This is a genomic window from Helicobacter jaachi (genome assembly GCF_000763135.2).
GTDB lineage: Bacteria > Campylobacterota > Campylobacteria > Campylobacterales > Helicobacteraceae > Helicobacter_C > Helicobacter_C jaachi.
On the sequence record NZ_JRPR02000002.1, the window covers coordinates 281,626 to 308,464 of the forward strand.

The following is a 26,839-nucleotide window of genomic DNA, read 5'->3' on the forward strand; positions in this document are numbered from 1 at the left end:
GATGATATTGCTTATTGATAATTATGATTCTTTTACCTATAACATTTATCAAGCGCTTTATTGCTTTAATTTCCCCATAAAAGTCGTGCGCAGCGATAAAATTAGCATTGATGAAATTCGCGCGCTAAGTCCTAAGTATATCATCATCGGTCCGGGTCCCAAAAGCCCAAAAGATGCGGGTATTTCTATACAAATCGTGCAAGCATTGCAGGGTGTGTATCCTATTTTGGGCATTTGTCTAGGACATCAGGCGATTATGGCAGCTTATGGCGTGGATATTGTGAATGCTAAAAACATCGTGCATGGCAAGGTTGAGCCATTACATCATAATCAAAAAGGGCTTTTTAGGCATATTAGCCCGCTCACGCCTATTGTGCGTTATCACTCGCTTGTGGGTAAGATAGAGCAGCTCCCAGATTGCTTTGAAGTGAGCGCGTGGAGCGCAGATGGCGAGATTATGGCGATTGAACATAAAGTGCATAATCTTATGGGCGTGCAGTTTCACCCAGAATCTATTGGCACGATTGAGGGTCAAAAAATGTTGTTAAACTTTTTGCATTATACGCGCGAGATTACGCCTATTAAAAGCTATCTTAAAAGCCTTTTGCGTGGGGAAAGTCTAAGCTTTAAGCAAGCCTATGATGTGATGGACGAGCTAACGGAGGGCAATATGAGCGATGCACAAATTGGCAGTATGCTCACAAGCCTTGAGATTAAAGGCGTAAATGAGGAGGAGTTAGCGGGTTTTGCGAGTGTGCTAAAGCAAAAGGCTATTGCTTTTAGTGTGCCACTTAGCAATGAAGTGCAGCTTGATATGGTCGGCACAGGTGGGAGTGCGCATAAAACCTTTAATGTCTCAACCACAAGCGCGCTGCTTTTAGCCAGTAGCGGGGTGAAAATTATTAAGCATGGCAATCGCGCTATTACTTCTAAATCAGGCTCTGCGGACTTGCTGCAGGCACTTGGTGTGAATGTCAATATGGATTTAGAATCTTGCAAGAGGGCGTATGAGGAGCTTGGCTTTACTTTTTTATTTGCGCAAAAATTCCATGCAGCTATGCGCTTTGCAGCGCCTGCTAGGGCGAGCTTGGGCTTTAAGACGGCTTTTAATTTAATCGGTCCTTTAGCAAATCCTGCTAATGTCACGCATCAATTTATTGGCGTTTTTGATAAAGCGTATGCGGAGATTATGGCGCGCGCGTTAGAAATTTTAGGGATAAAAAGGGCTATGGTTGTAAGCGCGCTTGATGGCTATGATGAAATTTCACTTTGCGCGCCTACGCACATTACAGAGCTTAATAATGGCAGCATTAAAAGCTATGTGTTTAATCCTAGCGAGGTGGGACTTTCAATGGTATCTTTTAGTGAGCTTGTAGGCGGGGGGATTGAAGAGAATAAGTGCATCACACTTGATATTTTTCACGCAAAAAAATCGCCAAAATCCGAGCTTGTAGCGCTTAATACTGGTGCTGCGCTCTATCTTGCAGGGTGTGCGGAGAGCATTAAGGAGGGCTATTTTTTAGCCCAAGAGATTATAGAATCTAAGCGCGTTTTAACCCTCCTAGAGCGGCTAAAACAAATAAGCAATGAATAGCTTAACCCCTACAGGCACGAGATTATAGAATCTAACCTAAAAAAACAAGTTGATAGATGCTTAAAGCAGCTATAACTTTATACTTTAGGCGTCGCAGGGCAATTCACTTGCCCGCAGACAAGATACGCGCGGCTTTTTATAAAAAAGCAATAGCGCGGGAATATAGAATCTAGTTTGCAAAATTACATAGCACAGATTCTATAAAGCACGGCGGCAGGATTTGCCTCAAAGAAACTTTTGGCCTAAAAAACTAGCCACGTAATCGTCTCAATTAAGCTCGCGATAGGCATCACAACCTTGTTGTAATCCTAAATAGCACGCCTGTGCGTAAAAGCTAAGCGCGGCTTGCCTGCTTTTTTGCACGCCTAGACCTTTGGCATACATATCGCCAAGATTCATACACCCCGCCACACTTCCGCCACTGCATGCGCGCTCATAGAGTTTAAGCGCATCATCATAGCTTTTACTCACAAATTTCCCCTCCTGTGAAAGCACGCCTAAATTATTGCACCCATCAGGCTCAAAGCGTGAGCAAGCAAATTTATACAGCTGTATGCTCATACCATAATTTTGCTTCACGCCTAGCCCGTTTTGGTATAAAATGCCAAGATTACTGCAGGCTTTTAGCACATTGCCATCGCAAGCAAGTTTATAATAATATGCCGCCTTTGCATACCACTGCACGCCATTTTCACCTTTCATATATTCATGCGCAGCAAAGTAGCAATCGCTTGCTAAGCCATTATTGCAATTCTCTACATATGGTGCTACACGCTTTTGCATATCAGGGCTTTCATAGTTATCCATACTCTCATCAGCCAGCCACGCGCCAAAAGTGAAAGCACATATTGCGCCAAGTGCGAGGAAGATTCTCATTTTTTCTCCTTGAGTTTTAGTGCCTTGTATTCATCGCAGCCCTCTTGAAAGCCTAAATCACACGATAAGCCATAGTATTCCATAGCCTTTTGCTTATCCTTTTTTATTCCCTTGCCCTCAAAGAGCAGTGCGGCGATATTAAAGCAGGCTCTATCATTTCTAGCTAAGCATGCATCGGTATAATATAATCCGGCTTGCTTGTAATCTTGCTCTACGCCTACGCCCTCTTCAAACATCACGCCTAAATTATTGCACGCTTTTGCGTAGCCACCAACGCATGCTTGATGATACAGCCCTAGCGCTACCTCATAGTCTTGTCGCACGCCTAAACCATAATGATATAGCACGCCAAGTGAGTTGCATGAGGGCTTAAAGCCACCATCGCAAGCCTTATAGTAATATCCAGCGCTTGTTGCATAGTTTTGCGCCACACCGCTGCCTTGAAAATATAATGTCCCAAGTGCGTGGCACGCGCCCAAATCGCCATTAGCGCAGATATTTTCATATAAGCGCACAGCCTTGCTAAAATCACTATCAAGCCACGCGTTATACGCCTCTTGCAGGCTATTAGCATTTACTATATTTATAAGGAATGATAAGTATAAGGCTATGGAAAGTCTCATTTTGGGGTCCCTCTGATGTCGTGAATTTGTGAAATATAGAATCTATATGCTAAAAGTGTTCCTTTTTTTAAAGATTCTAGCAAAAAATAAAAAATTGCGCGTATTTTAATAAAAATGTGTAAAATGGCACGATTTTTTCTTAGGCAATAGCAAAATAATTTTTTATAGAGGTGTGTATGACTTCGCTTAAAAAGATTTGTGTATTTTCGTTGGTGTGGGTAGTTAGTGGCTTTGGTTTAGAGTTTGGCACTATGGGAAATGCTGCTGCTGGTATGGGCGGTGCAGGCGTGGCGGTTAGAGATTCTGCATGGGGACTTTATTATAATCCCGCGCTTTTAGGCGCAGATAGACGCTCAAAGTTTGGATATAGCTTTGGCGTGCAGTTTAAGGAGCAAAATCTCTTGCAGCTAGCGACCATTGATACAGCAGCGCTAGAGGATTTGCCCGCTAAGCTCACTAGTCAGCTCACAGGTAGCGGCAGTGGCGGCACGAATGTAACTATTGGCGGCACAAATGTGAGCGGTGCTTTAGGTGGGACTTTAAATGCGCTCTTTCCAAATAGCAATGGCAATATCACGGTGGATAATGTCAAAGATTTAGCTAGTGAAGTAACAGGTAATACACAAACTTGTGTCGATATGACAGCTTGCTGGGATAGCATAACTGGCACAGATGCGCTAGCAAAGCTAAAAGATAAGCTCTCAAGCGCAGCCACAGAGGGAGGAAGCCCGCTTGTTGGGAGTATTATTAATGGTGTAGAGCCTGATAAGCTTGTAGAGATTATGAAAGAAGCCTCAAGCGGTAATTTTGATGCAAATACTATGCTTAAGCAGGTGGGTAAAATCACTATTGCAAAGGGTGCAGATTCTGTAATTGATAAGCTTTTAAATGATTTTGGCGTGATTGATAGCGCGCTTAAGGGCAATGATGTGAATATCACTACTCAAAATGGCTTTGTGTTTCAAATTGCGGGGGATAAAAAAACAAGGCGCGTGGAGAATGACGCCATAGGCAGCATAGAAATTCAAGAGATAGATTCTGGGCGCGGGGCTGTGGGTATAGGGCTATTTGCCTCCGCTTTTAGTAATGCAAGCGCGCAGATTGACCCTAATAATAACCAACTTATTTTTGATTTAGGCGGGAAGTATTATCAAGCTAGCATTGATGGCAATAGCGTAACGCTTCAATATTTGCCAAATCAGAATAATCTTAATGGCTCGATTATGAATGAGCAGGCTAATCATGTATTGTATGCTAATGCGCTAGCTATTGTGGAAGTGCCTGTAGGCTATGGACATACGCTTTTCACGCCTGTGGGGGATATAAATGTGGGATTGGCTGTTAAATTTATGCAGGCTATGGGCTATGGGCAAAATCTTAGCTTTTCTGTAGGGAAAACGCCAAGTGTAAGTGTGAGTATGGACGATATGGATATAGCGCAGACTTTTGGGCTAGATTTGGGCGTGCTATGGACACCGCGTTTTTTACAGAATCTACATCTTGGACTGGTAGCAAAAAATCTTAACGCGCCTGTGATTAAGCGCACAGGAGGCTTACCAAATACTACGCTAAATCGTCAGTTGCGTGCAGGTGTTAGCTATGAAATGCTTGATTTTCTTACCTTTGCCTTTGATGCGGATATTTTGCCAAATGATACACTCTCCCTCTCAAGCCCTAAGAGTCAGTTTATTGGGGGAGGAGTTATGGCAAACTTCAAGGCTGTGGATTTTAGGCTAGGGGCTATGCAGGATATGCGCTCTAAAGCAGGGGAGGGCATTATTCTTACAGGCGGAGTGAATATTCTAGGCTTTCTTGATGTGGCGCTGCAGTATGGGCTAGGGCAAAATGTCGTGGTTGAGGGCATAAATGTGTCAAATTATATGAGCTTGCGCGTAGGTGGGCAATTTAGTTTCTAAATTAATGAGTGCTGGGCGTTTAGATTTGTAATTTATAGAATCTAGATTCTGTAAATAGCGTGAAAGTAGGGAATGAAAGGCTCACAATGGTCGGAGTAGCGGGATTCAAACCCACGACCTCACCCACCCCAAGGGTGCGCGCTAATCAGGCTGCGCTATACTCCGCCTTTAGAATTAAGGCAAGGGCGGTATTATAGCGAATTTTGTTAATGCGTCTAGTGGAGTTAGTGGGAATATAATTTGCTTATCGGTTATAGAATCTTTAAAGAGAAGCAAGGACGCGATGATGAAAAAGATAGAATTTAGAGCAATAAGCAGTATAGCATGGCTTTTAATGCTGTGCGCGAGCTGGCTTTATGGGCAGAAAATCAATGAACTAGCGCAAATTGTAGGTATGCGCAGCAATAGTTTAGTGGGCTATGGCTTAGTGATTGGCTTAAATGGCACTGGGGATAAAAGCGGCTCAAAATTTACTATGCAAAGCATTGCAAATATGCTAGAGAGCGTAAATGTCAAGCTCTCCGCAAGTGATATCAAATCAAAAAATGTAGCTGCGGTAATGGTTACAGCCTCTTTGCCGCCTTTTGCAAGGCAGGGCGATAAGATTGATATTTTAGTATCTTCTATTGGCGATGCGAAGTCTATAAATGGCGGCACGCTGGTGATGACGCCTTTAAGTGGGGTTGATGGTAATATTTATGCGCTCGCGCAGGGCAATATCATTTTGGGGGAGAGCGCAAGCGCGCTATCTGGAACGATTGTGGGCGGAGCAAGTGTGGAAAGGGAGATAAATTATAATCTAGCCTCCCAAGAGAGCGCGACTTTAAGCCTAAAAAGTGCGGATTTGCAAAATGCTATTAAAGTGCAGGAAGCTATAAATGAGGTATTTGGCGATTTAGTCGCTACAGCCATTGATGCACGCACTATTAAGCTTAAAAAGCCCGCACAATTTAGTATGGTGGAGTTTTTGGCTTTTATTGAAGAAATTGAGATTGACCCATCGCGCAAGGAGCGCATAATTATCGATGAGAAGTCTGGCACGATTGTAGCGGGAGTAGGCATTACTATTGAACCTGTGGTGGTAACGCATGGGGATATTACCATTAAAATTTCTAATGAAAGCGTGCAAGACCCCGATGCACTCACCCTTGAAGATGGCACAATTATGAGCAAGGCTCAAGGCACGATTGCAAGCACAGATGGCACAAAGCCCACTGTTTCAAGCGTGGTCAAAGCATTGCAAAAAATGGGCGCAACGCCGCGCAATGTGATTTCAATTTTAGAGAGTATTAAAAAATCTGGCGCGCTTAATGCTGAAATTGAAGTGATGTAGGAGGTGATATATGCAGCAGCTTGATACATCAATGGCGCTTATGCATTATAATAAAGCAAAAGATGCGCTAAATATTGCGAGTAAGCAAAGCAGCGAGCAAAAAGAAGATGCAAAATTAAGGGAGCAAACTGATAATTTTGAATCTTTGCTGCTTAAAACCATGCTTGAGCTTGCTATAAAAAATGATGATACGCTCTATCCTAAGCAGCCCGGTAGCGATATTTATCATTCTATGTATATTGAGCAATTAAGCCAAAGCTTAAGCGGAAGTTTTGGATATAGTGAGTTATTATTTAATTTTTTAAAAGAGCAGCAAAATATGGGCTTGGCTAAAAAAGGAGTAAAAAATCCTTATGGAATATCAAAACAGCCTCATTAATCCTGATATTTTAGAGCGTTTAAATAGCGATGATAAAAGTGTGCTTTTAGAATCGTTAGCCACTTTAATCCAAAGCACTTATGGCACAGAAGAAGAGTTTAAAAAACTACAAAATGATTTTAATAGCCTAAAGGCTTTGTATGAATGGGTGCTTGAGCTTATTCCGCAGGCTTTGTGGGTGATAGAATCTAATGGAGAGATTTTCTATCAAAACGCAGAGGCAAGCAAGCTTGAAAATATGCTTAAAGACATCACGCATTTATGCGATGGCGAACATGAAGTTGAATATCTTGGGCAATCTTACCTCCTGCAAAAAAGCACTAAAAATGATAAAAAAGTGATGAGTGTGACAAACATCACTAATCAAAAAAGGCAAGAGCGCCTAGCCTCTATGGGGCAGGTCTCTGCCCATTTAGCTCACGAAATCCGCAATCCCATAGGCTCTATATCTTTGCTTACTTCAAGTTTATTGAAGCGCGGTGATGAGCGCGTGCAGCCTTTAGTGCTTGAGATAAAAAAGGCTTTGTGGCGCGTAGAGCGGCTTATAAATGCTACCTTGCTTTTTACAAAGGGCGTAAAGGCAAATAGGCAGCTTCGCACGCTTGGGGATTTTGAAGATGATTTATATAATAGCGTGGGTTACTACACTTATTCTAAGCCTATTTGTTTTGAGTTTGATTTAGGCGATAAGCAAAGGCAGATTTTGAGCGATTTTGATTTAATGAGCATTGTGCTGCAAAATTTTCTATCAAATGCTATTGATGCCATTGAGGAGGGCGAGTGCGAGGAAGGGCTTGTGGTGGTGAAGTTTAGCGATGAGGGGGAGGAGTGGTGCTTTAGCTTTAGCGATAATGGGCGCGCGATTATGGATAAAAATATTTTATTTGAACCTTTTAAGACTACAAAGCTTAAGGGCAATGGCTTAGGGCTAGCTTTGTGTCAGCAGATTGTAAGCGCGCATAATGGCACTATTTGCCTTGATGAGCATACAAAAACCTTTTTTGTTAAGATTGCAAAAATCTAAGATTGCTATAATGCTTGCGTTTTTATTTTAAACGCTCATATAGAATATTTGTAGAAACTAACTTATAGAATCTAAAGTGTAAGGTTTATTTAGGCTCTTGTTAGAGTCTGTATGCAGGCATTTCGGCAAGGTGTACATTTGCGATGAACAAATGAACAATGGTATGACCGTAGACAAGTTCAGATAGCCTTTTTTGATATCAAGGCTTTTAAGTAGAAATATAGAAAGTTCATTTTATAATGGACACAGTCTTTGATTTCTAAAAATTTTATTTTAGCTCAGTTGTCTTGCCATTTGTTATTGAGGAGAAAAATGTGGGTACCGTGAGTGTATTTATGTTGGAGTGCTTTGTCGTAGCTCTTGCTTTTTTTATAAATCTTGTGATTGGTTGTTTCATAAGTGCGCTCGTAATGTATGGGATTTTTTTTGCAAAAAGAAAATGGATAAGGTATCTATGCAGCATTATCATCATTGTCATCTTGTTGTGTTGTATGCTTCAGATTTTTGCGTTTATAGTTGGGTCTGATGTAGCTATGCTTATTGGGCTCATTATATCTGCTTTAGAACTTTTTATTGGTTATAAAATAGCACAGAGGTATCATAGGAAGAAATCGCGGAACACTAATACAGAAACCAGTGGGGCTGCAAATGGTAATGTTACAAATATTGAAACCATAGAACCAGAGACTACTAGCATGCGAGATAGAATTTATTGTATCCATTGTGGCACAGAGAATGAAAAAGTTGCAAACTTTTGTGGAAAATGTGGCAAAAAGATTCTAGATTAGATTATTTAAAATTGATAAAAATAACTTTAGGTTGAAACCTAGGTATATTGAAGGAATTAGTATGGGTATTTTTCGCTCAATTATGCTATGGTGCTATATCTGTCATACTGTCGTGTTTAATACGTTTTAAGAGGTAGTAAAATTTATGCGCATAACTACAATCGCTGCGGCAAAGCACTTTGAGCGCGAAATTCAAGGCATTGCTACAGATAAGTCTATCTCTCATCGTGCGGCGATGTTTGCTCTTTTAGCCAATGGGCGATGTGAGGTAAGCGGCTATCTTATGGGGGAAGATACGCTCCATACGCTTAATATCGCGCGCACTCTAGGCTTACAGGTGGAGCAAAATGGCGATACGCTTACCCTCACGCCTCCGCAAGCAGGCATACAAGAGCCATCTTGCGTGCTTGATTGCGGTAATGCTGGCACAGGTATGCGGCTGTATGCTGGGCTTTTAAGCGGTGTGAAAGGGCATTTTGTGCTAAGTGGTGATGTGTATTTGAATGCACGCCCGATGCGGCGTGTGATTGAGCCTTTAAATAATATTGGTGCGCGCATTTGGGGGAGAGAAAACAATGCCTATGCGCCTTTAAGTATTATGGGTTCTACTTTGCAGCCTTTTTACTATAAAAGTCATATCGCTTCAGCGCAGGTAAAAAGTGCGATGATTTTAGCAAGCCTGCACACGCATGGTGTGTCTAGATTCTATGAGCCAACTTTAAGCCGCAATCACACAGAAAATATGTTAAGCGGCATGGGTGTGGATATAAGCACCAAAGAGTGCGCAGATGGCGGCTATGAAGTGGAGATTAACGCGCAGGATAAAAAATTAGAATCTTTTCATATACATATCCCAGCTGACCCATCAAGTGCATTTTACTTTGCTGTGGCAGCTTGCGTGGTGGGCGCAAAAGTGGTGCTTAAAAATGTGCTTTTAAATAAAACGCGCATTGAGGCTTTTAAGGTTTTAGAATCTATGGGCGCTAAGATAGCCTACATTCATCAGTCTGCCACTTATGAGGAAGTAGGGGATATTGAGGTGCAGGGTGGGGCTTTAAGGGCTATTAAAGTGAGTGAAAAAATCGCGTGGCTCATTGATGAAATCCCAGCCCTTAGTGTGTGCTTTGCTGTGGCAAAAGGGTATAGTGAAGTGCGAAATGCTAAAGAATTAAGAGTAAAAGAGAGCGATAGAATCTATGCTGTGGTGAGCAATCTGCGTGCTATGGGCATTGAGTGCGAGGAGTTTGAAGATGGATTTGGTGTGCATGGCGGGGAGCTTAAAAAGGCTAGGATTAATTCTTTTGGCGACCATCGCATTGCTATGAGTTTTGCTATTGCAGGGCTTAGCTGCGGGGTAGAGATAGAGGATAGTGGCTGTATTGATGTATCTTTCCCTAATTTTTTGGAGCTGCTTTCTCACATCACCAATGTAACTAATTATGGGGAGAAAGTATGAAAGTAAAAGTGGCAAAAAAATATGGATTTTGCTTTGGGGTAAAGCGCGCCATTCAAATTGCCGAGCGCAATAGGCACGCTACGACCTTTGGACCTTTAATACATAATGCTAAAGAAATTGAGCGATTGCAAAAGGATTTTGATGTAAGTTTAAGTGAGACGCTCGCTCAAGCTCAAGATTCTAAAAGCGTGATTGTGCGCACGCATGGCATTACCAAAGGTGATTTGCAAACGCTAAAATCCCAGCAAATACGCATAGTAGATGCGACTTGTCCCTTTGTTACAAAGCCGCAAAATATTGTAGAAAAAATGTCGCAGGAAAATTATCAAATCATTATCTTTGGCGATAGTAATCACCCCGAAGTAAAGGGCGTGGCAAGCTATGGGGAGAATGTGATTATTGTAGCAAAGCTTGAGGAGCTTTATGATTTGACATTTAGTAAAAAAGTAGCGCTTGTCTCCCAAACAACCAAGCAGCCAGAGCAGTTTGGCAAGATTGCAGCTTATCTTGCTTCAAGGGTGAATGAATGTCGCGTGTTTAATACCATTTGCAATGCGACATTTGAAAATCAATCCGCAGTCGATGAGCTAAGCCAAGAAGTGGATATTATGATTATTGTGGGGGGGAAAAACTCTTCAAACACAAAGCAGCTGCTTAAAATCGCCCAAACACACTGCGCGGATAGCTATTTGGTAGAAGATGAAAATGAGCTAGATTCTATGTGGTTTCATAATAAAACATTATGCGGGATAACTGCGGGAGCTTCTACGCCTGATTGGATTATACAACGTGTGCAGGCAAAAATAGAACAAATTTAGCAATCTTTACAATCGCGCGGAGATTTCTTAAGTTATGGCAAGGTTTGCTTTGGTAGAATCTGCGAATTTAATTTTACGCACAAAGGGTATTAATGTTGGTCAATTTGGAGAATGATGATTTATTCAGCGAAGAAGAAGATTTTGCAAAATTGCTTGAAGCGAGCGAGGAAAGGGCTGTCGCGGGTGCAATACAATTAGGCGAGATTGTAGCCATTAATGATGAATATGCAATGGTGGCTATTGCTAATGAAAAATCAGAAGCGACCCTTAGAGTGAGCGAAATAACAGACGAGCAGGGCAATTTATTATTTAATAAAAATGATAAAATTGAAGTGTTTGTTACCCCTACAAGAGGCGGGAGGCTGAATGCTTCGTATAAAAAAGTATTGAAAAACAAAAGAATTGCAGAGAAAATCGCGCAAATGGGCGATGATTACCAAGATAAAGTGATTGAAGCTAAGATTATTAAGAAAAATAAGGGCGGCTTCATTATGGAATATGATGGCGTTGATGTGTTTTTGCCACGCCGAGATTCTGCAATCAAAGATGGTGATAATGCCATAGATAGAATCTACAAAGTAGCCATTGTGAATGTGGATAAGGAAAATAATTCTATCATCGTATCGCGTAAAAGGTTTTTTGAACTTGATGATAAAAATCGTCAAGCAGTAAGCGCTAAGCTCACAGGGGAGCAGAGCGTGCAAAAGGGCATTATTACTAAAATTGCCACTTTTGGTATATTTGTTGAGGTGTGCGGCGTAGAGGGACTTGTGCATTATACGGAGCTTAGCCATAAAGGACCGGTAAATCCTTCAAAGAGCTTTAAAGAGGGCGATGAAGTCATGGTAAAAGTACTTGGCTATGATGAGAAAAAACGCCGCTTAGCACTTTCTATGAAAGCCCTTGCTGATGACCCATGGAAAGAGATAGAAAAAGAACTAGAAGTGGGCTATGCAATTAAAGTGAGTGTGAGCAATATCGAGCCTTATGGTGTGTTTGTGGATTTGGGAAATGATATTGAGGGATTTTTGCACATTTCTGAAATCTCATGGGATAAAAATATCAAGCACCCATCGAGTTATTTGACACTTGGGCAGGAAATTGATGTAGAAATTATCGAGATTGATACACAAAATAAAAAATTGCGCGTTTCGCTCAAAAAACTTCTCGATAAGCCTTTTGTGCAGTTTGCTAAAACACATCAAGTAGGAAATGTTATTAAAGGCAAAGTGGCTACGCTTACAGACTTTGGCGCGTTTATTAATCTAGGTGGCGTTGATGGGCTTTTGCACAATGAAGACGCGTATTGGGATAAAAATCTTAAATGCAAAGATGAATTAAAAGTAGGTGATGAAGTAGAAGTAAAAATTATTAAAATTGATAAAGAAAATGAGCGCGTATCTTTATCTAAAAAGCTCCTAGAGCATTCTCCAGCGAGTGAATTTGCCAAAAAGTATAAGGTTGATGATGTGGCGCGCGGGTGTGTGAGTGATATTAAGGATTTTGGATTATTTGTGAAAATTGATGAAATGGAAGCACTTATTCGCAATGAGGATATTTATCCCCTTAAAAAAGATGAATTAAAAGTAGGCGATGAGATTGAATGCGTGATTGCTCACATTGATGAGGAAAATAATAAGGTGAGGGCATCGATAAAAAGATTGGAGCGACAAAAAGAGAAAGAAACGCTCAAAGCCTTTAATGTAGAGGAAAAAATGACACTTGGAGATAAGCTTAAAAATCGCTTGTAGGAGAGTAGATGAAAAAGCTAGCATTTGTTGCAGGGCTTTTGGCGGTGTTGAGCGCGGCGATTTATGGTGTTTTATACCTTGATAAAATATCTATAGGTCCAGCATTTGAGGCTCAACCCATAGAGTTTCCAAAGGTAGAGCAAGCTGCAACTGCTCCAGATGAGAATTGGCTAAGCTCGCTATCAAGTGCCGATGAGCTTCCTTATGCTTATCCAGCCACAGAACTTAGCGTGCGCTTTGATTTTGCTAATAAAGATTCTAAAAAGGCTATGCCCTCTGCTATTAGCATTGATGAGCTTGATGAGTATAAGTTTGCTTGCGTTAAACAAGTGCTTGCGCAAAATAATATAGAATCTGCTTATTATAAATCTGGCAATACCCTAAAACTTATGGTATTTTTAAGCGACGAGGCGATGTATGAAAAGCTTTTAGCGGATTTAAAGTATTATCGCTTAAATTATAGCGTGCAGTAAATAATGTTAAAGGAGTGAGAATGACATATAAAGTGATTGTGTGCGACCATATTCATCAAAGCGGGCTTGATTTGCTTGCATCTCAAGGCGATATTGTGATGGAAAATCTTGCTTCTTTGCCTAAAGATGAATTATTAGAGCGCATTGCTAGCGCAGATGTGGTGATTACAAGAAGTTCAACTGATGTAGATGAGCGCTTCCTCGCCCATTCGGGTAAAATAAGAGCGGTAGTGCGCGCAGGTGTGGGCGTGGATAATGTTGATATTGATGGCTGCTCACGCAAGGGTATTGTAGTGATGAATGTGCCTACTGCTAATACCATTGCCGCTGTGGAATTAACAATGGCTCACTTGATTAATGCTGTGAGGAATTTTCCCGGCGCCAATGCGCAGCTTAAAATAGAGCGCAAATGGAAAAGAGAGGATTGGTATGGCATTGAGCTAAAGGGCAAAAAGCTTGGCATCATAGGCTTTGGCAATATCGGCTCGCGCGTGGGGCTTAGAGCAAAGGCGTTTGAAATGGAAGTGCTAGCCTATGACCCCTATATTTTGCCATCAAAAGCTACTGATGTGGGTATAGGCTACACGAGCGATTTTAATGATATTTTGGCATGTGATATTATTACTATTCATACGCCTAAAAATGCGCAAACTAAAAATATGATTACTGCTAAGCAAATTGCGCAAATGAAAGATGGCGTTATCCTCATTAATTGCGCGCGCGGCGAGCTGTATAATGAGCAGGATTTATATGATGCTTTAAAAAGTGGGAAAGTCAAATGGGCGGGCATTGATGTCTTTAGCAAAGAGCCAGCGACAAATAACCCCTTACTTGATTTGCCAAATGTGTATGTAACCCCGCACATCGGAGCTAATACTTTAGAATCTCAAGAGCAAATTGCCATCCAAGCCGCAGAGGCTGCCATAGAAGCTGCCAAAGGCTCAAGCTATCCCAATGCGCTTAATCTCCCCATTAGAGAATCTGAACTGCCACAAGTGGTAAAGCCCTATTTAGAGCTTACTCAAAAGCTAGGCTTTTTATGCGCGCAGGCAAATCAGGGCGTTATCACTTCTATTCATATAGAGGCGCAGGGCGAGATTAGCGCATATGGGGATTCTCTACAGACTTTTGCGCTTGTTGGTGCGCTTAATGCGAGTTTGGGCGATAAGATTAATTATGTCAATGCGCCATTTGTAGCTAAAGAGCGCGGCATAGATGTGAAAACAACGCTCAAGCAAGAAAGCGAGACTTATAAAAATCATATTTATATCACCTTAAGCACGCAGAGTGAAAGCATTACTTTTAGCGGTGCGGTGTTTGAGGATAGGCATTTGCGCATTACTTCTATTAATCAATTTCAATTTGATATTGAGCCAAAGGGCAGAATGATATTTTTTAGAAATACCGATGTGCCCGGCGTTGTAGGACTTGTAGGGAGTATTTTGGGCAATCATCAAGTAAATATCGCAGACTTTCGCTTAGCGCGGCAAAATAAAGAGGCAATGGCAGTGATATTGGTAGATTCTATCGTGCCAAACATCGCGCTAGAGCAGCTTAAGCAAATACCAGCATGCTTAGGCATAAAAGTGGTCAATTTATAGAATCTAGCCTTAAATTTATAAAAGTAGCCAAGCCAACAGCAAGGATTATCATTGAAAGATTACAATCATATCCACATTACAGGTGCGCGCGAGCATAATCTTAAAAATATTAATTTAAGCATTCCAAAAAATAAGCTTGTTGTTTTCACAGGCTTATCTGGTTCAGGTAAATCTACACTTGCCTTTGATACGCTTTATGCAGAAGGACAGCGGCGATATATAGAATCTTTATCAAGCTATGCGCGGCAGTTTTTGGATAAAGTGGGCAAGCCTGATGTGGATAAGATTGAGGGGCTAACCCCTGCTATTGCTATCGACCAAAAGACAACGAGTAAAAACCCTCGCTCCACTGTCGGCACTATCACTGAAATTTATGATTATTTTCGCCTGCTTTATGCGCGCGTGGGCGTGCAGTATTGCCATATTTGTGGGGATAGAATCTCACATATGAGTCAAACTGATGTGATTAAGCAGATTCTATCTTTGCCTTTAGAATCTAAGCTTACCTTGCTTGCTCCGATTGTGAAAGAAAAAAAAGGCAGCTTTGCTGATAAGATAGAATCTTTACGCCAAAAGGGCTATGTGCGCGCTATGGTTGATGGCGTGATTGTGCGGCTTGATGAGGAATTTGAGCTTGCAAAAAATAAAAAGCATACTATTAAAGTAGTTATTGATAGAGTTACGCTAAATCCTGATAATCACACGCGTATTGCGCAGGGTGTGGAGAAAGCACTCAAAGAATCTTATGGCGAGATTGAAGTAGAGCTTGTGCATAATGATGAAAAAAAGCTTTTGCATTATTCTTTGCATTTTGCTTGCTTTAAGTGCAAGGTGAGTTTTGAGGAGCTAGAGCCGCTAGCCTTTTCGTTTAATTCTCCTAAAGGCGCGTGCGAGGATTGTTTGGGACTTGGAGCAAAATATGCTATTGATATTAAAAAGATTTTGGATAAATCACAGCCACTTAATAAGGGTGGGATTAAAATTATTTTTGGCTTTAATCGCAATTATTATGCGGAGCTTTTTTATGCCTTTTGCAAGAGCGCAAAGATTAATCCGGCTAAAAGCTTTGAGGATTTGACAAGCCAGCAGCAAAGCGCGCTTTTATATGGCTGCAATGAGGAAGTTGAAATCACTTGGAAAAGTAGCAAATTAAAGCGACCTTGGAAGGGGATTTTGCAAATTGCGTATGATATGTTTAAGGACGATAAAGATTTGGGTGATTACACCACTGAAAAAATATGCCCCACTTGTCATGGTAGCCGCCTGAAACTGCCATCTTTAAGCGTGAAAGTCGCAGGGCTTGGCATAGGGGAGCTTATAAGTATGCCCATTGAAAAGGTGCATACATTTTTTGCAGATGATATGCGCTTTAATTATTTAAGCGAGCAAGAGCATTTCATCGCTCAACCTATTTTAAAAGAAATCCGTGAGAGGCTATTTTTTCTCTATGATGTGGGGTTAGGTTATCTCACATTGGGGCGTGATGCTAGAAGCATTAGCGGTGGGGAGTCTCAACGCATACGCATAGCCTCGCAAATTGGCAGCGGGCTAACAGGCGTGATGTATGTGCTTGATGAGCCAAGTATCGGGCTGCATGAGCGCGACACTCTGCGTCTTATTAAGACATTAAAAAGCCTGCAAGAAAAGGGCAACAGCGTGATTGTTGTAGAGCATGATAAAGAGACAATTTTACATGCTGATTTTGTGGTGGATATTGGACCTGAAGCGGGTCTAAGAGGCGGGGAAGTGGTCTTTAGCGGTAGTGTGAAAGAGCTTTTAAAATCTCAAACGCTCACAGCAGATTATATTAAAGGCGCAAAAATTATCTCCTATCCCCATAAGCGCACTATTAAGCAATGGCTAGAGCTTAAAAATGTAAATATTAATAATATTAAAAATCTCCATGTGAAAATACCATTATCGCAGTTTGTGTGCGTAACAGGCGTGAGTGGCAGCGGTAAAAGCTCGCTTATTTTGCAAACGCTGCTCCCTGTGGCGCAGGAGCTATTAAATAATGCCAAAAAGGTACAAAAGTGCGATGGTGTAGAGATAATGGGCTTAGAGTATTTGGATAAAGTCATTTATTTAGACCAAAGCCCCATAGGGCGCACGCCTAGAAGTAACCCAGCCACTTACACAGGTGTTATGGACGATATACGCGCGCTTTTTGCAGAGGTGAAAGAATCTAAACTGCGCGGCTATAGCGTGGGACGCTTTAGTTTTAATGTCAAAGGTGGGCGGTGCGAGAAATGCCAGGGTGAAGGTGAAATCAAAATTGAAATGCACTTTTTGCCAGATGTAATGGTTAAATGCGATGCGTGTAAGGGTGCAAAATATAATCCTCAAACGCTAGAGATTGCCTATAAGGGCAAAAATATCGCTGATGTGCTAGATATGAGTGTAGATAGCGCGTTAGAGTTTTTTGCCAAAGTGCCGCGCATTGCCTCAAGGCTGCAAACGCTGCAAGATGTGGGGTTAGGTTATATTACACTTGGGCAAAATGCCATTACGCTAAGCGGTGGGGAAGCCCAAAGGATAAAATTAGCCAAAGAATTAAGCCGCAAAGATACAGGTAAAACACTCTATGTGCTTGATGAGCCAACTACAGGCTTACATTTTGCCGATGTGGATAGGCTCACAAAAGTGTTGCATCATTTGGTAGATTTGGGCAATTCTGTGATTGTGATTGAGCATAATTTAGATATGATTAAAAACGCTGATTATATTATTGATATTGGACCAGAGGGCGGCTTTGGCGGAGGTAAGATTGTGGATTGCGGCTCTGTGGCGCATATAAGTCATAATCACACTAAAACAGGCAGCTATACAGGAAAGTTTCTCGCCCAAGAATTAGCGCGGGATAAGCAATTACAAAAGGGGAAAAAATGAAATTTGATATTTTGTTTGGGGGATTAAGCTTTGAGCATGAAATTAGTATTGTGAGCGCTATTGCGCTAAAAAAAGTGCTAGGCGATAGAATCTGCCATTTTATATTTTTAGACAGCGCGCATAGATTCTATCTAATCCCTGCAGATTCTATGAAATCAACATTTTTTAGTGCAGGCGATTATAAAAAATGCGTAGAACTCTTTACCCATAGAGGCGCGTTTGTGAAAAAAACGCTTTTTGGTTTTAAGGCAATTGTGCCAAATACTATTATTAACCTTATACACGGCGCAGATGGCGAAGATGGCACTATAAGCGCGCTGCTTGATTTTTATGGATTGCATTTCATAGGTCCTCGTATAGAATCTAGCGTGATGAGCTTTAATAAAGCCCTAACCAAACTTTATGCGCAAAGTCGCGGAGTAAATGTGCTTCCTTATGAGCTTCTTACGCGCGAGCATAGGGAGATTAAGCATTTATCCTATCCGCTTATTTTAAAGCCCGCACGACTAGGCAGCTCCATAGGTGTGAGTGTGGTGAATGATAGCGCGCAGCTAGATTATGCAATGGATTTGGCTTTTGAGTATGATGATTGCATTGTTGTGGAGGGCTTTAGAAGTGGCGTGAAAGAGTATAATCTAGCTGGCTGTAAGCTTGCGGGTGGATTTGAATATTCTATTATTGAAGAGCCAAGCAAGAAAGAATTGCTTGATTTTGAGCATAAATATTTAGATTTTTCGCGCACGGCGCAGGTGTTGAAAGCAGATATAAGCAGTGAGCTTGAGGCAAAGCTGCAAGCGTGTTTTGCGCGTCTTTATGAAAATGCCTTTGAGGGTGCGCTCATTAGATGTGATTTTTTTGTGATTGATGATGAGGTGTATTTGAATGAAATTAATCCTATCCCGGGCTCTATGGCAAATTATCTCTTTGCGGACTTTGCTGGTGTGATAACAGATTTAGCCCATAATTTGCCAAAAAAACATTCTATCAAGGTAAGCTATAAATATATAGAGCAAATTCATCACGCAAAGGGAAAATGATTTATGGCACAAAGGCGCATAGAGTATCAAAGCCATTTTTTTGATATAAGCTATGAGAAATTATTTGCAGATTCTATGCGGGGAGCAACTCATACAGAATCTAGCCATATAGAATCTAGCGCAGCGCAAGGCACGCTAGATTCTATAGCAGATGCTAAAAGCGTGCAAAGTATTGTTTTTTTGCATGGGTGGGGGAGTAATAAGGATATTATGAAAATGGCTTTTGGGCAGTGCTTTAGGGATTATGAGCATATATATGTGGATATGCCCGGCTTTGGCAATAGCCCAAATGACACTATTTTGCGCACGCAGGATTATGCGCAAATTATTAAAGATTTTTTGCGCGCCATTAATAGCCCTGCGATAAAAGATTGCATTTTTGTGGGGCATAGCTTTGGGGGGAAAGTAGCGCTGCTGTGTGAGCCAAAGGAGCTTATTTTGCTTTCTTCTGCTGGCATTAGAGTGCCAAAGTCTTTAAAAGTGCGCTGCAAAATCGCTCTAGCAAAGATATGCAATAAACTAGGGCTTAGCGCCTTTGGCAAAATCTTTCGTTCAAGCGATGTGAGCGCGATGAATGAAGCTATGTATGCGACATTTAAAAATGTGGTAGATGAGGATTTTTCATCATTTTTTAGCGCGTATGAGGGTAGGGCTAGCATTTTTTGGGGTAAAGATGATAGCGCTACGCCGCTTGCAAGTGGCAAGCAAATAGCAAATCTTATTAAAAATAGTCGATTTTTTGCTATGGAGGGCGGGCATTACTTTTTCCTTGAGCAGGGCAAGCAGATTGAGAATCTATACAGGGGTGTGGCGTGAGAGTATGCAAGGAATTTTTAGTATTTGGCAAAGTGCAGGGCGTGGGGTTTCGCAAATTTGTAAAAGCGCAAGTTGATGAGCTTAATCAAAGCAAATCACATGATAAAAAGCTCTATGGGCATGTGCGTAATCTTGAAAATGGAAGTGTGCGTGTGGTAGCGCAAGGATATGAGGAGGATTTGCTCCCGCTTTATGAGGCACTTAAAATTGGCAACGCAAAAAGTAAGGTAGAGGGCATAGATGTGCAAATCTTAGCTACAGAGGAATTATTTACTGATTTTAAGATTCTAATATAAGGGGTATAGTAATAATATGGAGAATATGTTTATCATTGATACTATAGCGCAATGGGTATTTGTGCTGTGTCTTGCCTATTATGGTATGACCAATTTGCAATGGTATAATTACAGCTTTAAGCGTGTGTTTTTTATGCACCATAAGCGTTTGTGGCATTTGTATTATTTTATTGTGCCAGTTATTGTGTATGTTGGCGCATTTTTTATCCCTACGCCTGTGGGAGATTACATACTTATAGCCCTAAGCGTGCTGTATTTTTTATCTATCATTGTGTGGTCTATTAAGCTTGATAAAAAGCTTAACTTCACACCAAGGGTAGTGAAATTTTTCATTATATTTTTTATTTTTATGCTTTTAAATGAGAGCTTATGCTTTTTGCTTGATATTGATAGCGGATTGCTTGATTTAATGCCCCTTGTCTTTGCCAGCGTGATTTCTAGAATCTATGAGCGTGTGCTGCTTAATCGCTATATTGTGCTAGCCAAAGAGAAGCTTGATATTATGTCGCGGCTTATTATTATTGGCGTAACAGGCAGCTATGGCAAGACGAGTATCAAAAATTTCCTCGCCCAGATTCTCAAAGAAAAATATAGAATCTACGCCACTCCCCGCAGTGTAAATACCTACACAGGCATTATTGCAGATATTAATCAAAATCTTGACTACACTACAGAAATTTATATAGTCGAAGCAGGCGCGCGCTTAAAAGGTGATATTGCTATTATTAGCCATTTTTTAAATCCACATTATGCCGTTATTGGCGAAGTGGGCGAGCAGCATTTGGAATATTTTAAGAATCTAGACAATATTATTGAGACAAAATTTGAGCTTTTACAAAGCACGCGTTTAAAAAAAGCCTTTGTGTTTAAAGATAATCCCATACCAAAACACCTTGATACAAAATTGCAAAAGAAAATTGTGCCATTCCCAGAGCATGTGCGTAATGTGGAGGCAGATTTAAGCGGCACAAAATTTGAGCTTTGTATCAAAAATGAATGGTACAGCTTTGAAACAATGGTTTTAGGGCGATTTAATGTAACTAATTTGAGTGCGGCGATATATATGGGCGTTGAGCTGGGCTTAAGGATTGAGGATATACAAAGGGCGGTTAAACGCATAGAGCCTATCCCACATCGCTTGAATAAGATTGAGATTAATCAAAAGCTGATTATTGATGATGGCTTTAATGGCAATCTTAAAGGTATGAAAGAAGCCATTCGGCTAGCCTCGCTGTATGAGGGTAGAAAGATTATTGTAACGCCGGGCATCGTCGAAAGCACTAAGGAAGCTAATATCGAGCTAGCGCGCGCTATTGATGGGGTGTTTGATATTGCTATTATCACAGGGGAGCTGAATGCTAAGATTCTATCTTCTCACATACAGCGCACGCAAAAGATTATATTAAAAGATAAAGCAATGCTTGAAGATATGCTTAAATCCTGCTCGCAACCGCGAGATTTGGTGCTTTTTAGCAATGATGCGCCAAGCTATATTTAAGGAGAGCTAATGGATAGAATCTACGCGCCTTGGCGGAGCAAATACTTTGGCTCACACGCACAGGGCTGTATATTCTGTGCAATGGCGCAAAATCCTCAAGATGATGAGCAAAATCACATCATCTATCGCGATGCACTAGTCTTTGGCGTGATGAATCTTTACCCCTATACGCCCGGGCATTTTATGCTGCTGCCCATAATGCATTGTGATTCGCCTCAAATGCTGCCGCTAGAAACATGGCTACATTTGCACAGCCTTTCATATAAGGCTATGGATATGCTTTATGAATATGGTGCGCAGGGCATTAATATGGGGCTAAATATCAAAAAAGCTGGCGGCGCTGGCATACCAGAGCATTTGCATATGCACTTTGTGCCGCGTTATTTGGGCGATACAAACTTTATGACAAGCATTGCGCAGGCACGCACTTATGGAATGGATTTTGATAGTGTGTATGCGAGATTTAAGGCACTAAGTATGAAACATTTCACACAAGAGGAGCAAAAATGAGCGGGATAAAACTACTTTGGCAAGCCAAGATTCTATCTTTGCTTTTGGTGGTGGCGTGCTATGGGGCAAATGACCGATACAATTATTTGCTTTTTAGTAATGACTACACAGAAGTGCGCAAGGGCATTAATTTGGGTGCGGATATTGAGGCGCGTTTGCGGGGTAATACACCGCTTTATGATGCTGCGCGTAAGGGAAATATGGAGATTTTATATTTACTTATTGAGCGTGGAGCTGATGTGAATGCTGTCTGTCATGGTGAGACGCCGCTGCTTAAGGTGGTAGCACTTAATAATCTTAAGTTTGCTCAAGCCTTAATCAAAAAAGGTGCTAAGGTTAAAGTAGCCGATGAGCATTTGGGCAATACGCCGCTGCATTATGCGGTAATGAAAAAAAATCCTGAAATGATAAAGCTGCTTTTATCAAACGGCGCGGATATGTATGCAGAAAATTTTAAGGGCGATACGCCTGCGCGCTATATTTTGGCTACTCGCTCTTTGCCTGCGGTGAGCATCAAAAATAGCGATATTACGCTTAAAGCCTCATCGTTTAATCTCGGGCAGGGGAGCGTAAATATTAATATCAGCAATGAAAGTGATAAATTTGCAGCCATTAGCTATGTGGCGTTGTATATTGATGGCACGCTTATTAGCGAAAGTGAGGTGAATAAAACTATTCCGCCGCGCTCAAGCGCATTGGTTGCAAGCCTTAAAATTCCCACCGATACTTATGAGAATGTGCGCATTAAAAAATCAGGTGTGTCAAACATCAAGTATGGCTTTGCAGTGGAATATGAACTTGATGGCAAGTCTCGCAGCCTGTATAAAAAGACAGACGCAGAACTACGCTTGTGGTAGATTCTGCGATATCGCTCTAGAGGGTTAAAATTTCTTACAGCATTTTTTTGATTTCTCAAAACATTACTTTCTTTACCCCTTTAAATTTAAGCTAACTCCCAAAGAATTAAGAAACTTTTAATGGGGGGGGGCATAATTGTATGTTTTAAGGCTTTGTGTAGAAGCACAAAAACATAAAGGAGAGAGTGTGAATAGAATATTTGTTGCTTTAGTGGCAATGGGCGGGTTGTTTTTTAGTGTTAGCGCAGAGGAGAGTGGTCTATTTGTTGGAGTTCAGGCTGGATATGGTACTGGAAAATCAATAAGTGAATACAATGGCGAAAAGACACCAACTAAGCGCGATGGCGCTGCATATGGATTAATTGCAGGATATAAGCAATTTTTTACACAGGATTTTGGCATTCGCTATTACTTTAATATAGACTTTCTCAATACTTCAGGGACAACGGTAGCTGGAGAAAATGTGAAAGCAAATCTTACTAATTACGCGCTCAATATCGACACACTTTATAATTTTCTCACAGGCGATATTGATTTTGGTGCATTTTTGGGGATTGGACTTGGTGCTAATACTTGGAGTGGTCCCAATATAAATACTATTAAATCTTATGGAAAGGTAACAACTACTGGCTTTAGCGCTCATCTTAACGTAGGTTTGCGGACAAATATCGCTAAATATCATGGTATTGAACTGGCAATCAAAGTGCCTTTTGTGCCAACCAAATTGCTTGATGTAACTTTTACTGAAAATGATATATATAGAGTTGGAGATAGATATAAATCAACTGCCCAACAAACTTATAACATTGCATTACGCTATGTTTTTAGTTTTTGATGGGAAATTGGTGTAATTTTATATATCTCTTCTATAGTATTAGTCTAGATTCTGTAATTTATAGAATCTAGACTATGCCCTTATACAATGCAGCTTTGCTTTGCATTGTGCAAAATATCTTTAGCAGTTGCAATATCCTTGCTTATGCGATTTTTAAGCAATGTCAAATCGCTAAAACTTTGATTATCGCGGATTTTACGCACAAAGTAGAGCTTAGCATTGTTGGCGCGGCATGTAAGATTTCTATCAAGAATGTGGCTTTCAATGCTAAAGCATCTATCGGTGCTAAAGCGATGTCCTATGAAGCACACACTTGGCATAATCTCGCCCTCAAGCTCTGTAAAGCTCGCATATACGCCATCTTGGGGTAAAATGTAGTTTTGTGATTGCAGATTAATGGTCGCATAGAGCTGCCTTGCACCTAGATTCTGTCCTTTGATAATTTCACCCTGTATGTGATAATACCGCCCAAGCATAGCATTTGCAAGCTCCATATCCCCATAGCGTATAAGCTCTCTAATCACGCTTGAATGCACGCCCACACCTTGCATACAAAATTGCGGCACGATGATGATTTCTCCATGAAATAAATGCGGCAAATCACTCGCGCTAAATGCCCTATCCTTGCCAAAGCAAAAATCATAGCCCACGATAAGCTTTTGCAGATTTGGAAATTTCTGCGTGAGTGTGGCGATAAATTGCTGCCCACTCCATTTAGCTATATCCTCAAAATGCACGCTAATAATCTCACAAGGGCTATATGGCGCTTTATTAGGCGTGAGCGATAAGCCCTGACTTTCTATGCAAAGTAGCGCACAATGCTTATTTAAATGCTTAAATAGCTCCTTATGGGCTAAGTGCATACCATCAAATTTACCAAGCGCTAGCCCTAAAATATGCTCATCGCTGTGAATAGATAAAAAATTCCTCATTCCCGTCCTTTCCTTTAAGCACGCTAGGCTTTACGCTTATGATATTAAAGCCCTCTTTGGCGGCATATTGGCAAAATGCTTGCAGTGTTTCTTGCACCAAATGACTATTTTTAATCACGCCTTTTTTATCCCTTTTAGCCGTGCGCCCCACTTCAAATTGCGGCTTAAAAAGCCATATAAATTCTTGACACACAAATCTTTTAAAATGCTCTATGAGTTTATAAAGCGAGATAAAGCTCACATCACACACTAATATATCATAGATTCTATCCTCCATAAAATCGCGTATATCACACTCCTCAAATACTCTCACACGCGTATCTTTGCGGATTTTTTCATGGAGCTGATTTTTGCCTACATCAACGCAAGTAATATCTTTTACCCCATAATGCAAAAGCACTTCCGCAAAGCCCCCTGTGCTTGAGCCAACATCAAGCGCACTTTTATGCTGTAAGTGCGTTGGCTGCCATATTTTATCATTTACTAATGCTTCTATAAATCCCCTTAGCTTATATCCTGCGCGCCCAACTAGCAAGCTTTGGAGCTTTATAGAATCTAGCTGCACTCTATCATCTGCAGCAAGCGGTGTGGAGCTTTTATAAATCACTTTATCATTTACTTTTACGCAGCCAGATTCTATAGCTTCTTGGGCTTTGGTGCGCGAGTGGAGCAGGGATTTAATGTATATATCAAGTCGCATTATTTTGTGAGATTGCTTTTGCGTTTTGCATAACCATAATCAAATACCATATCCCCCACATTTTCAATATGTGCATAAAGCTTGAGCGCATCTCTACCGCGCTGCCCTATTGGCTCAAAGCTTACTTTATACACATCATTATATATTATATCAGGGGCTAGCGCGCCAAGTTCATTTGGCGCAAGCTTGCTTATAGCGCGCGCTTGAATGCTTTTGTAGGGATTAGTGAGCTTAAAGGTGAGCTGATTTTGGCTAATTTGGTGTTCTTTGTCATAAACTTCAACAAAAAACACCTCACCATCATTTTTATCTACAAGATGCGCATCAATGTCATTAACATAATGCGTAATCATTATAGCACGTGTGTGATTATGCTCTAAAATTTGGGATTTTCTCATAGCCTGTATTTGCCGCTCTTTGAGTGTTTTCTCCACCTTTGGGATATCATGCGTAGAGGCAATATGCACAAAATTTGAGCGATAAAAATCGCTGCAACCAGCAAAAAATATCATGATGATACAAAAACTATATATCCGCACCCTAAGCCCTTGATAGATTGTGTATTTAGGAATTTTATCATAAAGTTTGCTAGAATATGAAACTTTATCTTTAAAGGAAAGCCATGACTTCACAGCCCACGCCCAGACATCTGCTGCGCACAAGCGACATTCGAACCTCACAGATAGAATCTATCCTAAACAAAGCCCAAGTCTATAAAGATATGCGCCATAGGGAGATTCTAAGAAATAAGACTATTATTACGATTTTTTTTGAAAACTCAACGCGCACACTCTCAAGCTTTGAGATTGCAGCAAAGCGCTTGAGCGCTGATGTTGTGAGGCTTGATGTGAGTAAAAGCTCAACAGCTAAGGGGGAGAGCATATCAGATACGGCGGCAAATTTAAATGCGATGAATCCAAGTGCGATTATTATTCGGCATAAAAATGCAGGAGCTGGATATTATCTCAAATCTCAAGTGAGCTGCCCTATTATCAATGGCGGAGATGGCGCACACGCGCACCCTACGCAAGCTTTGCTTGATTTGCTCACATTAAAAGAGCATTTTGGCAATGATTTAAATAATCTTAAGGGCAAAAAAATAGCCATTATTGGTGATATAAAAAACTCGCGCGTGGCAAATAGCAATATTGAGCTGCTCACCCGCTTTGGTATGGAAGTGATTTTGGTCGCGCCACCGCATTTTATCCCACCCACAACATTACGCGTCTCGCATAATCTGCGCCAAATTGCTAAAGAAGTTGATGTGTTTATGAGCCTGCGCACACAAACAGAGCGGCATGATAAGCAAATTTATGGCTCTTTAAAGGATTACGCGGCGCAATATTGCCTCACGCCTGAAATTTTAGGCGATAGGGAAGTGATTGTGCTGCACCCTGGGCCTGTGCATAGAAATATTGATATCGATGATGAAGTGCTTAAAGATGCGCGCTGCAAAGTGCTAGAGCAGGTTACAAATGGCGTTTGCGTGCGCATGGCGGTGCTTGAGTTCTGCATTTGCGCTTAAATACAGAGGCGTGGGAGATTACAGAATCCAGCCTTTAAAATCTAAACACAGAATCTAGATTCTATAACCCACAGAATCTAAAACCTCTTCTTATTCACATCATCTAATATGTCTTTAGCTACAGTATCTACTCTTTTAGAAATCTCTGCACTAGAGTTAGCTATTTCTACATTTTCTTGTGTTACAGATTCTAAATGAGAGATAGCTTCATTAATTTGAGTTACTCCAGTAGTTTGCTCTCTTATAGATTCTCCCATATCATTTATGCTTTGCACTAATAAATTAGTATTAGCCTCTATTTCTCCTAAAGAT

At 40.9% G+C, this 26,839-nt stretch carries 25 protein-coding genes, 1 tRNA gene and 1 pseudogene; 20 read left to right on the plus strand and 7 right to left on the minus strand.

The genetic code is table 11. The features are described from left to right. Position 1 precedes the first annotated feature (1 nt). Positions 2–1,594: a bifunctional anthranilate synthase component II/anthranilate phosphoribosyltransferase gene (locus LS71_RS05055; RefSeq protein WP_034357029.1), complete on the plus strand. Its 1,593-nt coding sequence runs from the start codon at positions 2–4 to the stop codon at positions 1,592–1,594. Between the two features lie 267 nt (positions 1,595–1,861). On the opposite strand, the gene LS71_RS05060 is transcribed toward LS71_RS05055, so the two are convergent. Together LS71_RS05060 and LS71_RS05065 are read right to left on the minus strand one after the other, a co-directional pair. Further along, positions 1,862–2,470 (minus strand): tetratricopeptide repeat protein, encoded by a 609-nt coding sequence (locus tag LS71_RS05060; RefSeq protein ID WP_034355665.1) that lies wholly within the window; start codon positions 2,468–2,470, stop codon positions 1,862–1,864. Continuing rightward, positions 2,467–3,093, minus strand: a complete 627-nt coding sequence (locus LS71_RS05065) for a tetratricopeptide repeat protein (protein ID WP_238700335.1) — start codon at positions 3,091–3,093, stop codon at positions 2,467–2,469. Before LS71_RS05065 ends, LS71_RS05060 begins: the two co-directional genes overlap by 4 nt. A 176-nt stretch (positions 3,094–3,269) precedes the next feature. Between LS71_RS05065 and traF the strand changes: the two genes are divergently transcribed. Continuing rightward, entirely contained in the window at positions 3,270–5,009 is a 1,740-nt protein-coding gene (gene traF / locus LS71_RS05070; RefSeq protein WP_034355662.1) for a conjugal transfer protein TraF, read from the plus strand. 87 nt (positions 5,010–5,096) lie between these two features. On the opposite strand, the gene LS71_RS05075 is transcribed toward traF, so the two are convergent. Further along, a tRNA-Pro gene (locus LS71_RS05075) sits at positions 5,097–5,174 on the minus strand. Between the two features lie 121 nt (positions 5,175–5,295). On the opposite strand from LS71_RS05075, the gene LS71_RS05080 reads away from it, so the two are divergent. The 17 genes from LS71_RS05080 (at position 5,296) to LS71_RS05160 (ending at position 23,370) form a co-directional block, all read left to right on the plus strand. Beyond that, the gene (locus LS71_RS05080; RefSeq protein ID WP_052058099.1) at positions 5,296–6,342 is read left to right on the plus strand and encodes a flagellar basal body P-ring protein FlgI; all 1,047 of its coding nucleotides are present in this window, start codon (positions 5,296–5,298) and stop codon (positions 6,340–6,342) included. 10 nt (positions 6,343–6,352) lie between these two features. After that, positions 6,353–6,721 (plus strand): rod-binding protein, encoded by a 369-nt coding sequence (locus tag LS71_RS05085; protein WP_034355659.1) that lies wholly within the window; start codon positions 6,353–6,355, stop codon positions 6,719–6,721. Further along, positions 6,696–7,745, plus strand: a complete 1,050-nt coding sequence (locus tag LS71_RS05090) for a sensor histidine kinase (RefSeq protein ID WP_034355656.1) — start codon at positions 6,696–6,698, stop codon at positions 7,743–7,745. The genes LS71_RS05085 and LS71_RS05090 overlap by 26 nt, the downstream gene beginning before the upstream one ends. 314 nt (positions 7,746–8,059) lie before the next feature. After that, positions 8,060–8,533: a zinc ribbon domain-containing protein gene (locus tag LS71_RS05095; protein ID WP_034355653.1), complete on the plus strand. Its 474-nt coding sequence runs from the start codon at positions 8,060–8,062 to the stop codon at positions 8,531–8,533. Positions 8,534–8,678: 145 nt separating this feature from the next. Beyond that, positions 8,679–9,989 carry a 3-phosphoshikimate 1-carboxyvinyltransferase gene (gene aroA / locus LS71_RS05100; RefSeq protein WP_034355650.1) on the plus strand — a complete coding sequence of 437 codons (1,311 nt, stop codon included), beginning with the start codon at positions 8,679–8,681 and terminating at the stop codon, positions 9,987–9,989. Beyond that, positions 9,986–10,807 (plus strand): 4-hydroxy-3-methylbut-2-enyl diphosphate reductase, encoded by an 822-nt coding sequence (locus LS71_RS05105; protein WP_034355647.1) that lies wholly within the window; start codon positions 9,986–9,988, stop codon positions 10,805–10,807. Before aroA ends, LS71_RS05105 begins: the two co-directional genes overlap by 4 nt. A gap of 95 nt (positions 10,808–10,902) precedes the next feature. Further along, positions 10,903–12,558 (plus strand): 30S ribosomal protein S1, encoded by a 1,656-nt coding sequence (locus LS71_RS05110; RefSeq protein ID WP_194145665.1) that lies wholly within the window; start codon positions 10,903–10,905, stop codon positions 12,556–12,558. 8 nt (positions 12,559–12,566) lie between these two features. Then, complete coding sequence (locus tag LS71_RS05115; RefSeq protein ID WP_034355641.1) at positions 12,567–13,031, plus strand: hypothetical protein; 465 nt, start codon at positions 12,567–12,569, stop codon at positions 13,029–13,031. Positions 13,032–13,051: 20 nt separating this feature from the next. Beyond that, positions 13,052–14,632: a phosphoglycerate dehydrogenase gene (serA, locus tag LS71_RS05120; RefSeq protein ID WP_034355639.1), complete on the plus strand. Its 1,581-nt coding sequence runs from the start codon at positions 13,052–13,054 to the stop codon at positions 14,630–14,632. A gap of 51 nt (positions 14,633–14,683) precedes the next feature. Then, positions 14,684–17,521 (plus strand): excinuclease ABC subunit UvrA, encoded by a 2,838-nt coding sequence (gene uvrA, locus LS71_RS05125; RefSeq protein ID WP_034355636.1) that lies wholly within the window; start codon positions 14,684–14,686, stop codon positions 17,519–17,521. Beyond that, positions 17,518–18,558, plus strand: a complete 1,041-nt coding sequence (locus LS71_RS05130) for a D-alanine--D-alanine ligase (RefSeq protein ID WP_034355633.1) — start codon at positions 17,518–17,520, stop codon at positions 18,556–18,558. Before uvrA ends, LS71_RS05130 begins: the two co-directional genes overlap by 4 nt. A 3-nt stretch (positions 18,559–18,561) precedes the next feature. Further along, complete coding sequence (locus LS71_RS05135) at positions 18,562–19,374, plus strand: alpha/beta fold hydrolase (RefSeq protein WP_034355630.1); 813 nt, start codon at positions 18,562–18,564, stop codon at positions 19,372–19,374. Beyond that, complete coding sequence (locus tag LS71_RS05140; RefSeq protein WP_034355628.1) at positions 19,371–19,670, plus strand: acylphosphatase; 300 nt, start codon at positions 19,371–19,373, stop codon at positions 19,668–19,670. Before LS71_RS05135 ends, LS71_RS05140 begins: the two co-directional genes overlap by 4 nt. A gap of 16 nt (positions 19,671–19,686) precedes the next feature. Next, the gene (locus LS71_RS05145) at positions 19,687–21,168 is read left to right on the plus strand and encodes a Mur ligase family protein (RefSeq protein WP_052058097.1); all 1,482 of its coding nucleotides are present in this window, start codon (positions 19,687–19,689) and stop codon (positions 21,166–21,168) included. Positions 21,169–21,177: 9 nt separating this feature from the next. Beyond that, positions 21,178–21,678 (plus strand): HIT family protein, encoded by a 501-nt coding sequence (locus LS71_RS05150; RefSeq protein ID WP_034355627.1) that lies wholly within the window; start codon positions 21,178–21,180, stop codon positions 21,676–21,678. After that, positions 21,675–22,535: an ankyrin repeat domain-containing protein gene (locus LS71_RS05155; RefSeq protein WP_052058095.1), complete on the plus strand. Its 861-nt coding sequence runs from the start codon at positions 21,675–21,677 to the stop codon at positions 22,533–22,535. Before LS71_RS05150 ends, LS71_RS05155 begins: the two co-directional genes overlap by 4 nt. Positions 22,536–22,722: 187 nt before the next feature. Next, on the plus strand, positions 22,723–23,370 hold the full coding sequence (locus LS71_RS05160; RefSeq protein ID WP_034356934.1) for an outer membrane beta-barrel protein: 648 nt from the start codon (positions 22,723–22,725) through the stop codon (positions 23,368–23,370). An 80-nt stretch (positions 23,371–23,450) separates the two neighbouring features. On the opposite strand, the gene LS71_RS05165 is transcribed toward LS71_RS05160, so the two are convergent. Genes LS71_RS05165 through LS71_RS05175 form a run of 3 tightly spaced genes read right to left on the minus strand, consistent with a single transcriptional unit; the run spans position 23,451 to position 25,634 of the window. After that, the gene (locus tag LS71_RS05165) at positions 23,451–24,302 is read right to left on the minus strand and encodes a bifunctional riboflavin kinase/FAD synthetase (RefSeq protein WP_034356936.1); all 852 of its coding nucleotides are present in this window, start codon (positions 24,300–24,302) and stop codon (positions 23,451–23,453) included. Next, on the minus strand, positions 24,271–25,002 hold the full coding sequence (gene tlyA / locus LS71_RS05170) for a 23S rRNA (cytidine-2'-O)-methyltransferase TlyA (RefSeq protein ID WP_034356938.1): 732 nt from the start codon (positions 25,000–25,002) through the stop codon (positions 24,271–24,273). The genes LS71_RS05165 and tlyA overlap by 32 nt, the downstream gene beginning before the upstream one ends. Then, positions 25,002–25,634, minus strand: a complete 633-nt coding sequence (locus LS71_RS05175) for a hypothetical protein (RefSeq protein WP_238700336.1) — start codon at positions 25,632–25,634, stop codon at positions 25,002–25,004. Before LS71_RS05175 ends, tlyA begins: the two co-directional genes overlap by 1 nt. Between LS71_RS05175 and LS71_RS05180 the strand changes: the two genes are divergently transcribed. Then, on the plus strand, positions 25,625–26,527 hold the full coding sequence (locus LS71_RS05180) for an aspartate carbamoyltransferase catalytic subunit (protein WP_034356942.1): 903 nt from the start codon (positions 25,625–25,627) through the stop codon (positions 26,525–26,527). The genes LS71_RS05175 and LS71_RS05180 overlap by 10 nt on opposite strands. Positions 26,528–26,604: 77 nt before the next feature. Here LS71_RS05180 and LS71_RS05185 read toward each other — a convergent pair. Beyond that, a pseudogene (locus tag LS71_RS05185) lies at positions 26,605–26,839 on the minus strand (methyl-accepting chemotaxis protein); the annotation flags it as partial.

Excerpts from the sequence above, each read along its gene's own strand:
- LS71_RS05065 (WP_238700335.1), bottom strand. The coding sequence starts at position 3,093 with ATGAGACTTTCCATAGCCTTATACTTATCATTCCTTATAAATATAGTA.
- LS71_RS05080 (WP_052058099.1), top strand. The coding sequence starts at position 5,296 with ATGAAAAAGATAGAATTTAGAGCAATAAGCAGTATAGCATGGCTTTTA.
- LS71_RS05180 (WP_034356942.1), top strand. The coding sequence starts at position 25,625 with ATGACTTCACAGCCCACGCCCAGACATCTGCTGCGCACAAGCGACATT.
- LS71_RS05150 (WP_034355627.1), top strand. The coding sequence starts at position 21,178 with ATGGATAGAATCTACGCGCCTTGGCGGAGCAAATACTTTGGCTCACAC.
- LS71_RS05060 (WP_034355665.1), bottom strand. The coding sequence starts at position 2,470 with ATGAGAATCTTCCTCGCACTTGGCGCAATATGTGCTTTCACTTTTGGC.
- LS71_RS05155 (WP_052058095.1), top strand. The coding sequence starts at position 21,675 with ATGAGCGGGATAAAACTACTTTGGCAAGCCAAGATTCTATCTTTGCTT.
- LS71_RS05090 (WP_034355656.1), top strand. The coding sequence starts at position 6,696 with ATGGAATATCAAAACAGCCTCATTAATCCTGATATTTTAGAGCGTTTA.
- LS71_RS05135 (WP_034355630.1), top strand. The coding sequence starts at position 18,562 with ATGGCACAAAGGCGCATAGAGTATCAAAGCCATTTTTTTGATATAAGC.
- serA (WP_034355639.1), top strand. The coding sequence starts at position 13,052 with ATGACATATAAAGTGATTGTGTGCGACCATATTCATCAAAGCGGGCTT.
- LS71_RS05105 (WP_034355647.1), top strand. The coding sequence starts at position 9,986 with ATGAAAGTAAAAGTGGCAAAAAAATATGGATTTTGCTTTGGGGTAAAG.
- tlyA (WP_034356938.1), bottom strand. The coding sequence starts at position 25,002 with ATGCGACTTGATATATACATTAAATCCCTGCTCCACTCGCGCACCAAA.
- aroA (WP_034355650.1), top strand. The coding sequence starts at position 8,679 with ATGCGCATAACTACAATCGCTGCGGCAAAGCACTTTGAGCGCGAAATT.
- LS71_RS05130 (WP_034355633.1), top strand. The coding sequence starts at position 17,518 with ATGAAATTTGATATTTTGTTTGGGGGATTAAGCTTTGAGCATGAAATT.
- LS71_RS05115 (WP_034355641.1), top strand. The coding sequence starts at position 12,567 with ATGAAAAAGCTAGCATTTGTTGCAGGGCTTTTGGCGGTGTTGAGCGCG.
- LS71_RS05055 (WP_034357029.1), top strand. The coding sequence starts at position 2 with ATGATATTGCTTATTGATAATTATGATTCTTTTACCTATAACATTTAT.
- traF (WP_034355662.1), top strand. The coding sequence starts at position 3,270 with ATGACTTCGCTTAAAAAGATTTGTGTATTTTCGTTGGTGTGGGTAGTT.
- LS71_RS05085 (WP_034355659.1), top strand. The coding sequence starts at position 6,353 with ATGCAGCAGCTTGATACATCAATGGCGCTTATGCATTATAATAAAGCA.
- LS71_RS05145 (WP_052058097.1), top strand. The coding sequence starts at position 19,687 with ATGGAGAATATGTTTATCATTGATACTATAGCGCAATGGGTATTTGTG.
- LS71_RS05165 (WP_034356936.1), bottom strand. The coding sequence starts at position 24,302 with ATGAGGAATTTTTTATCTATTCACAGCGATGAGCATATTTTAGGGCTA.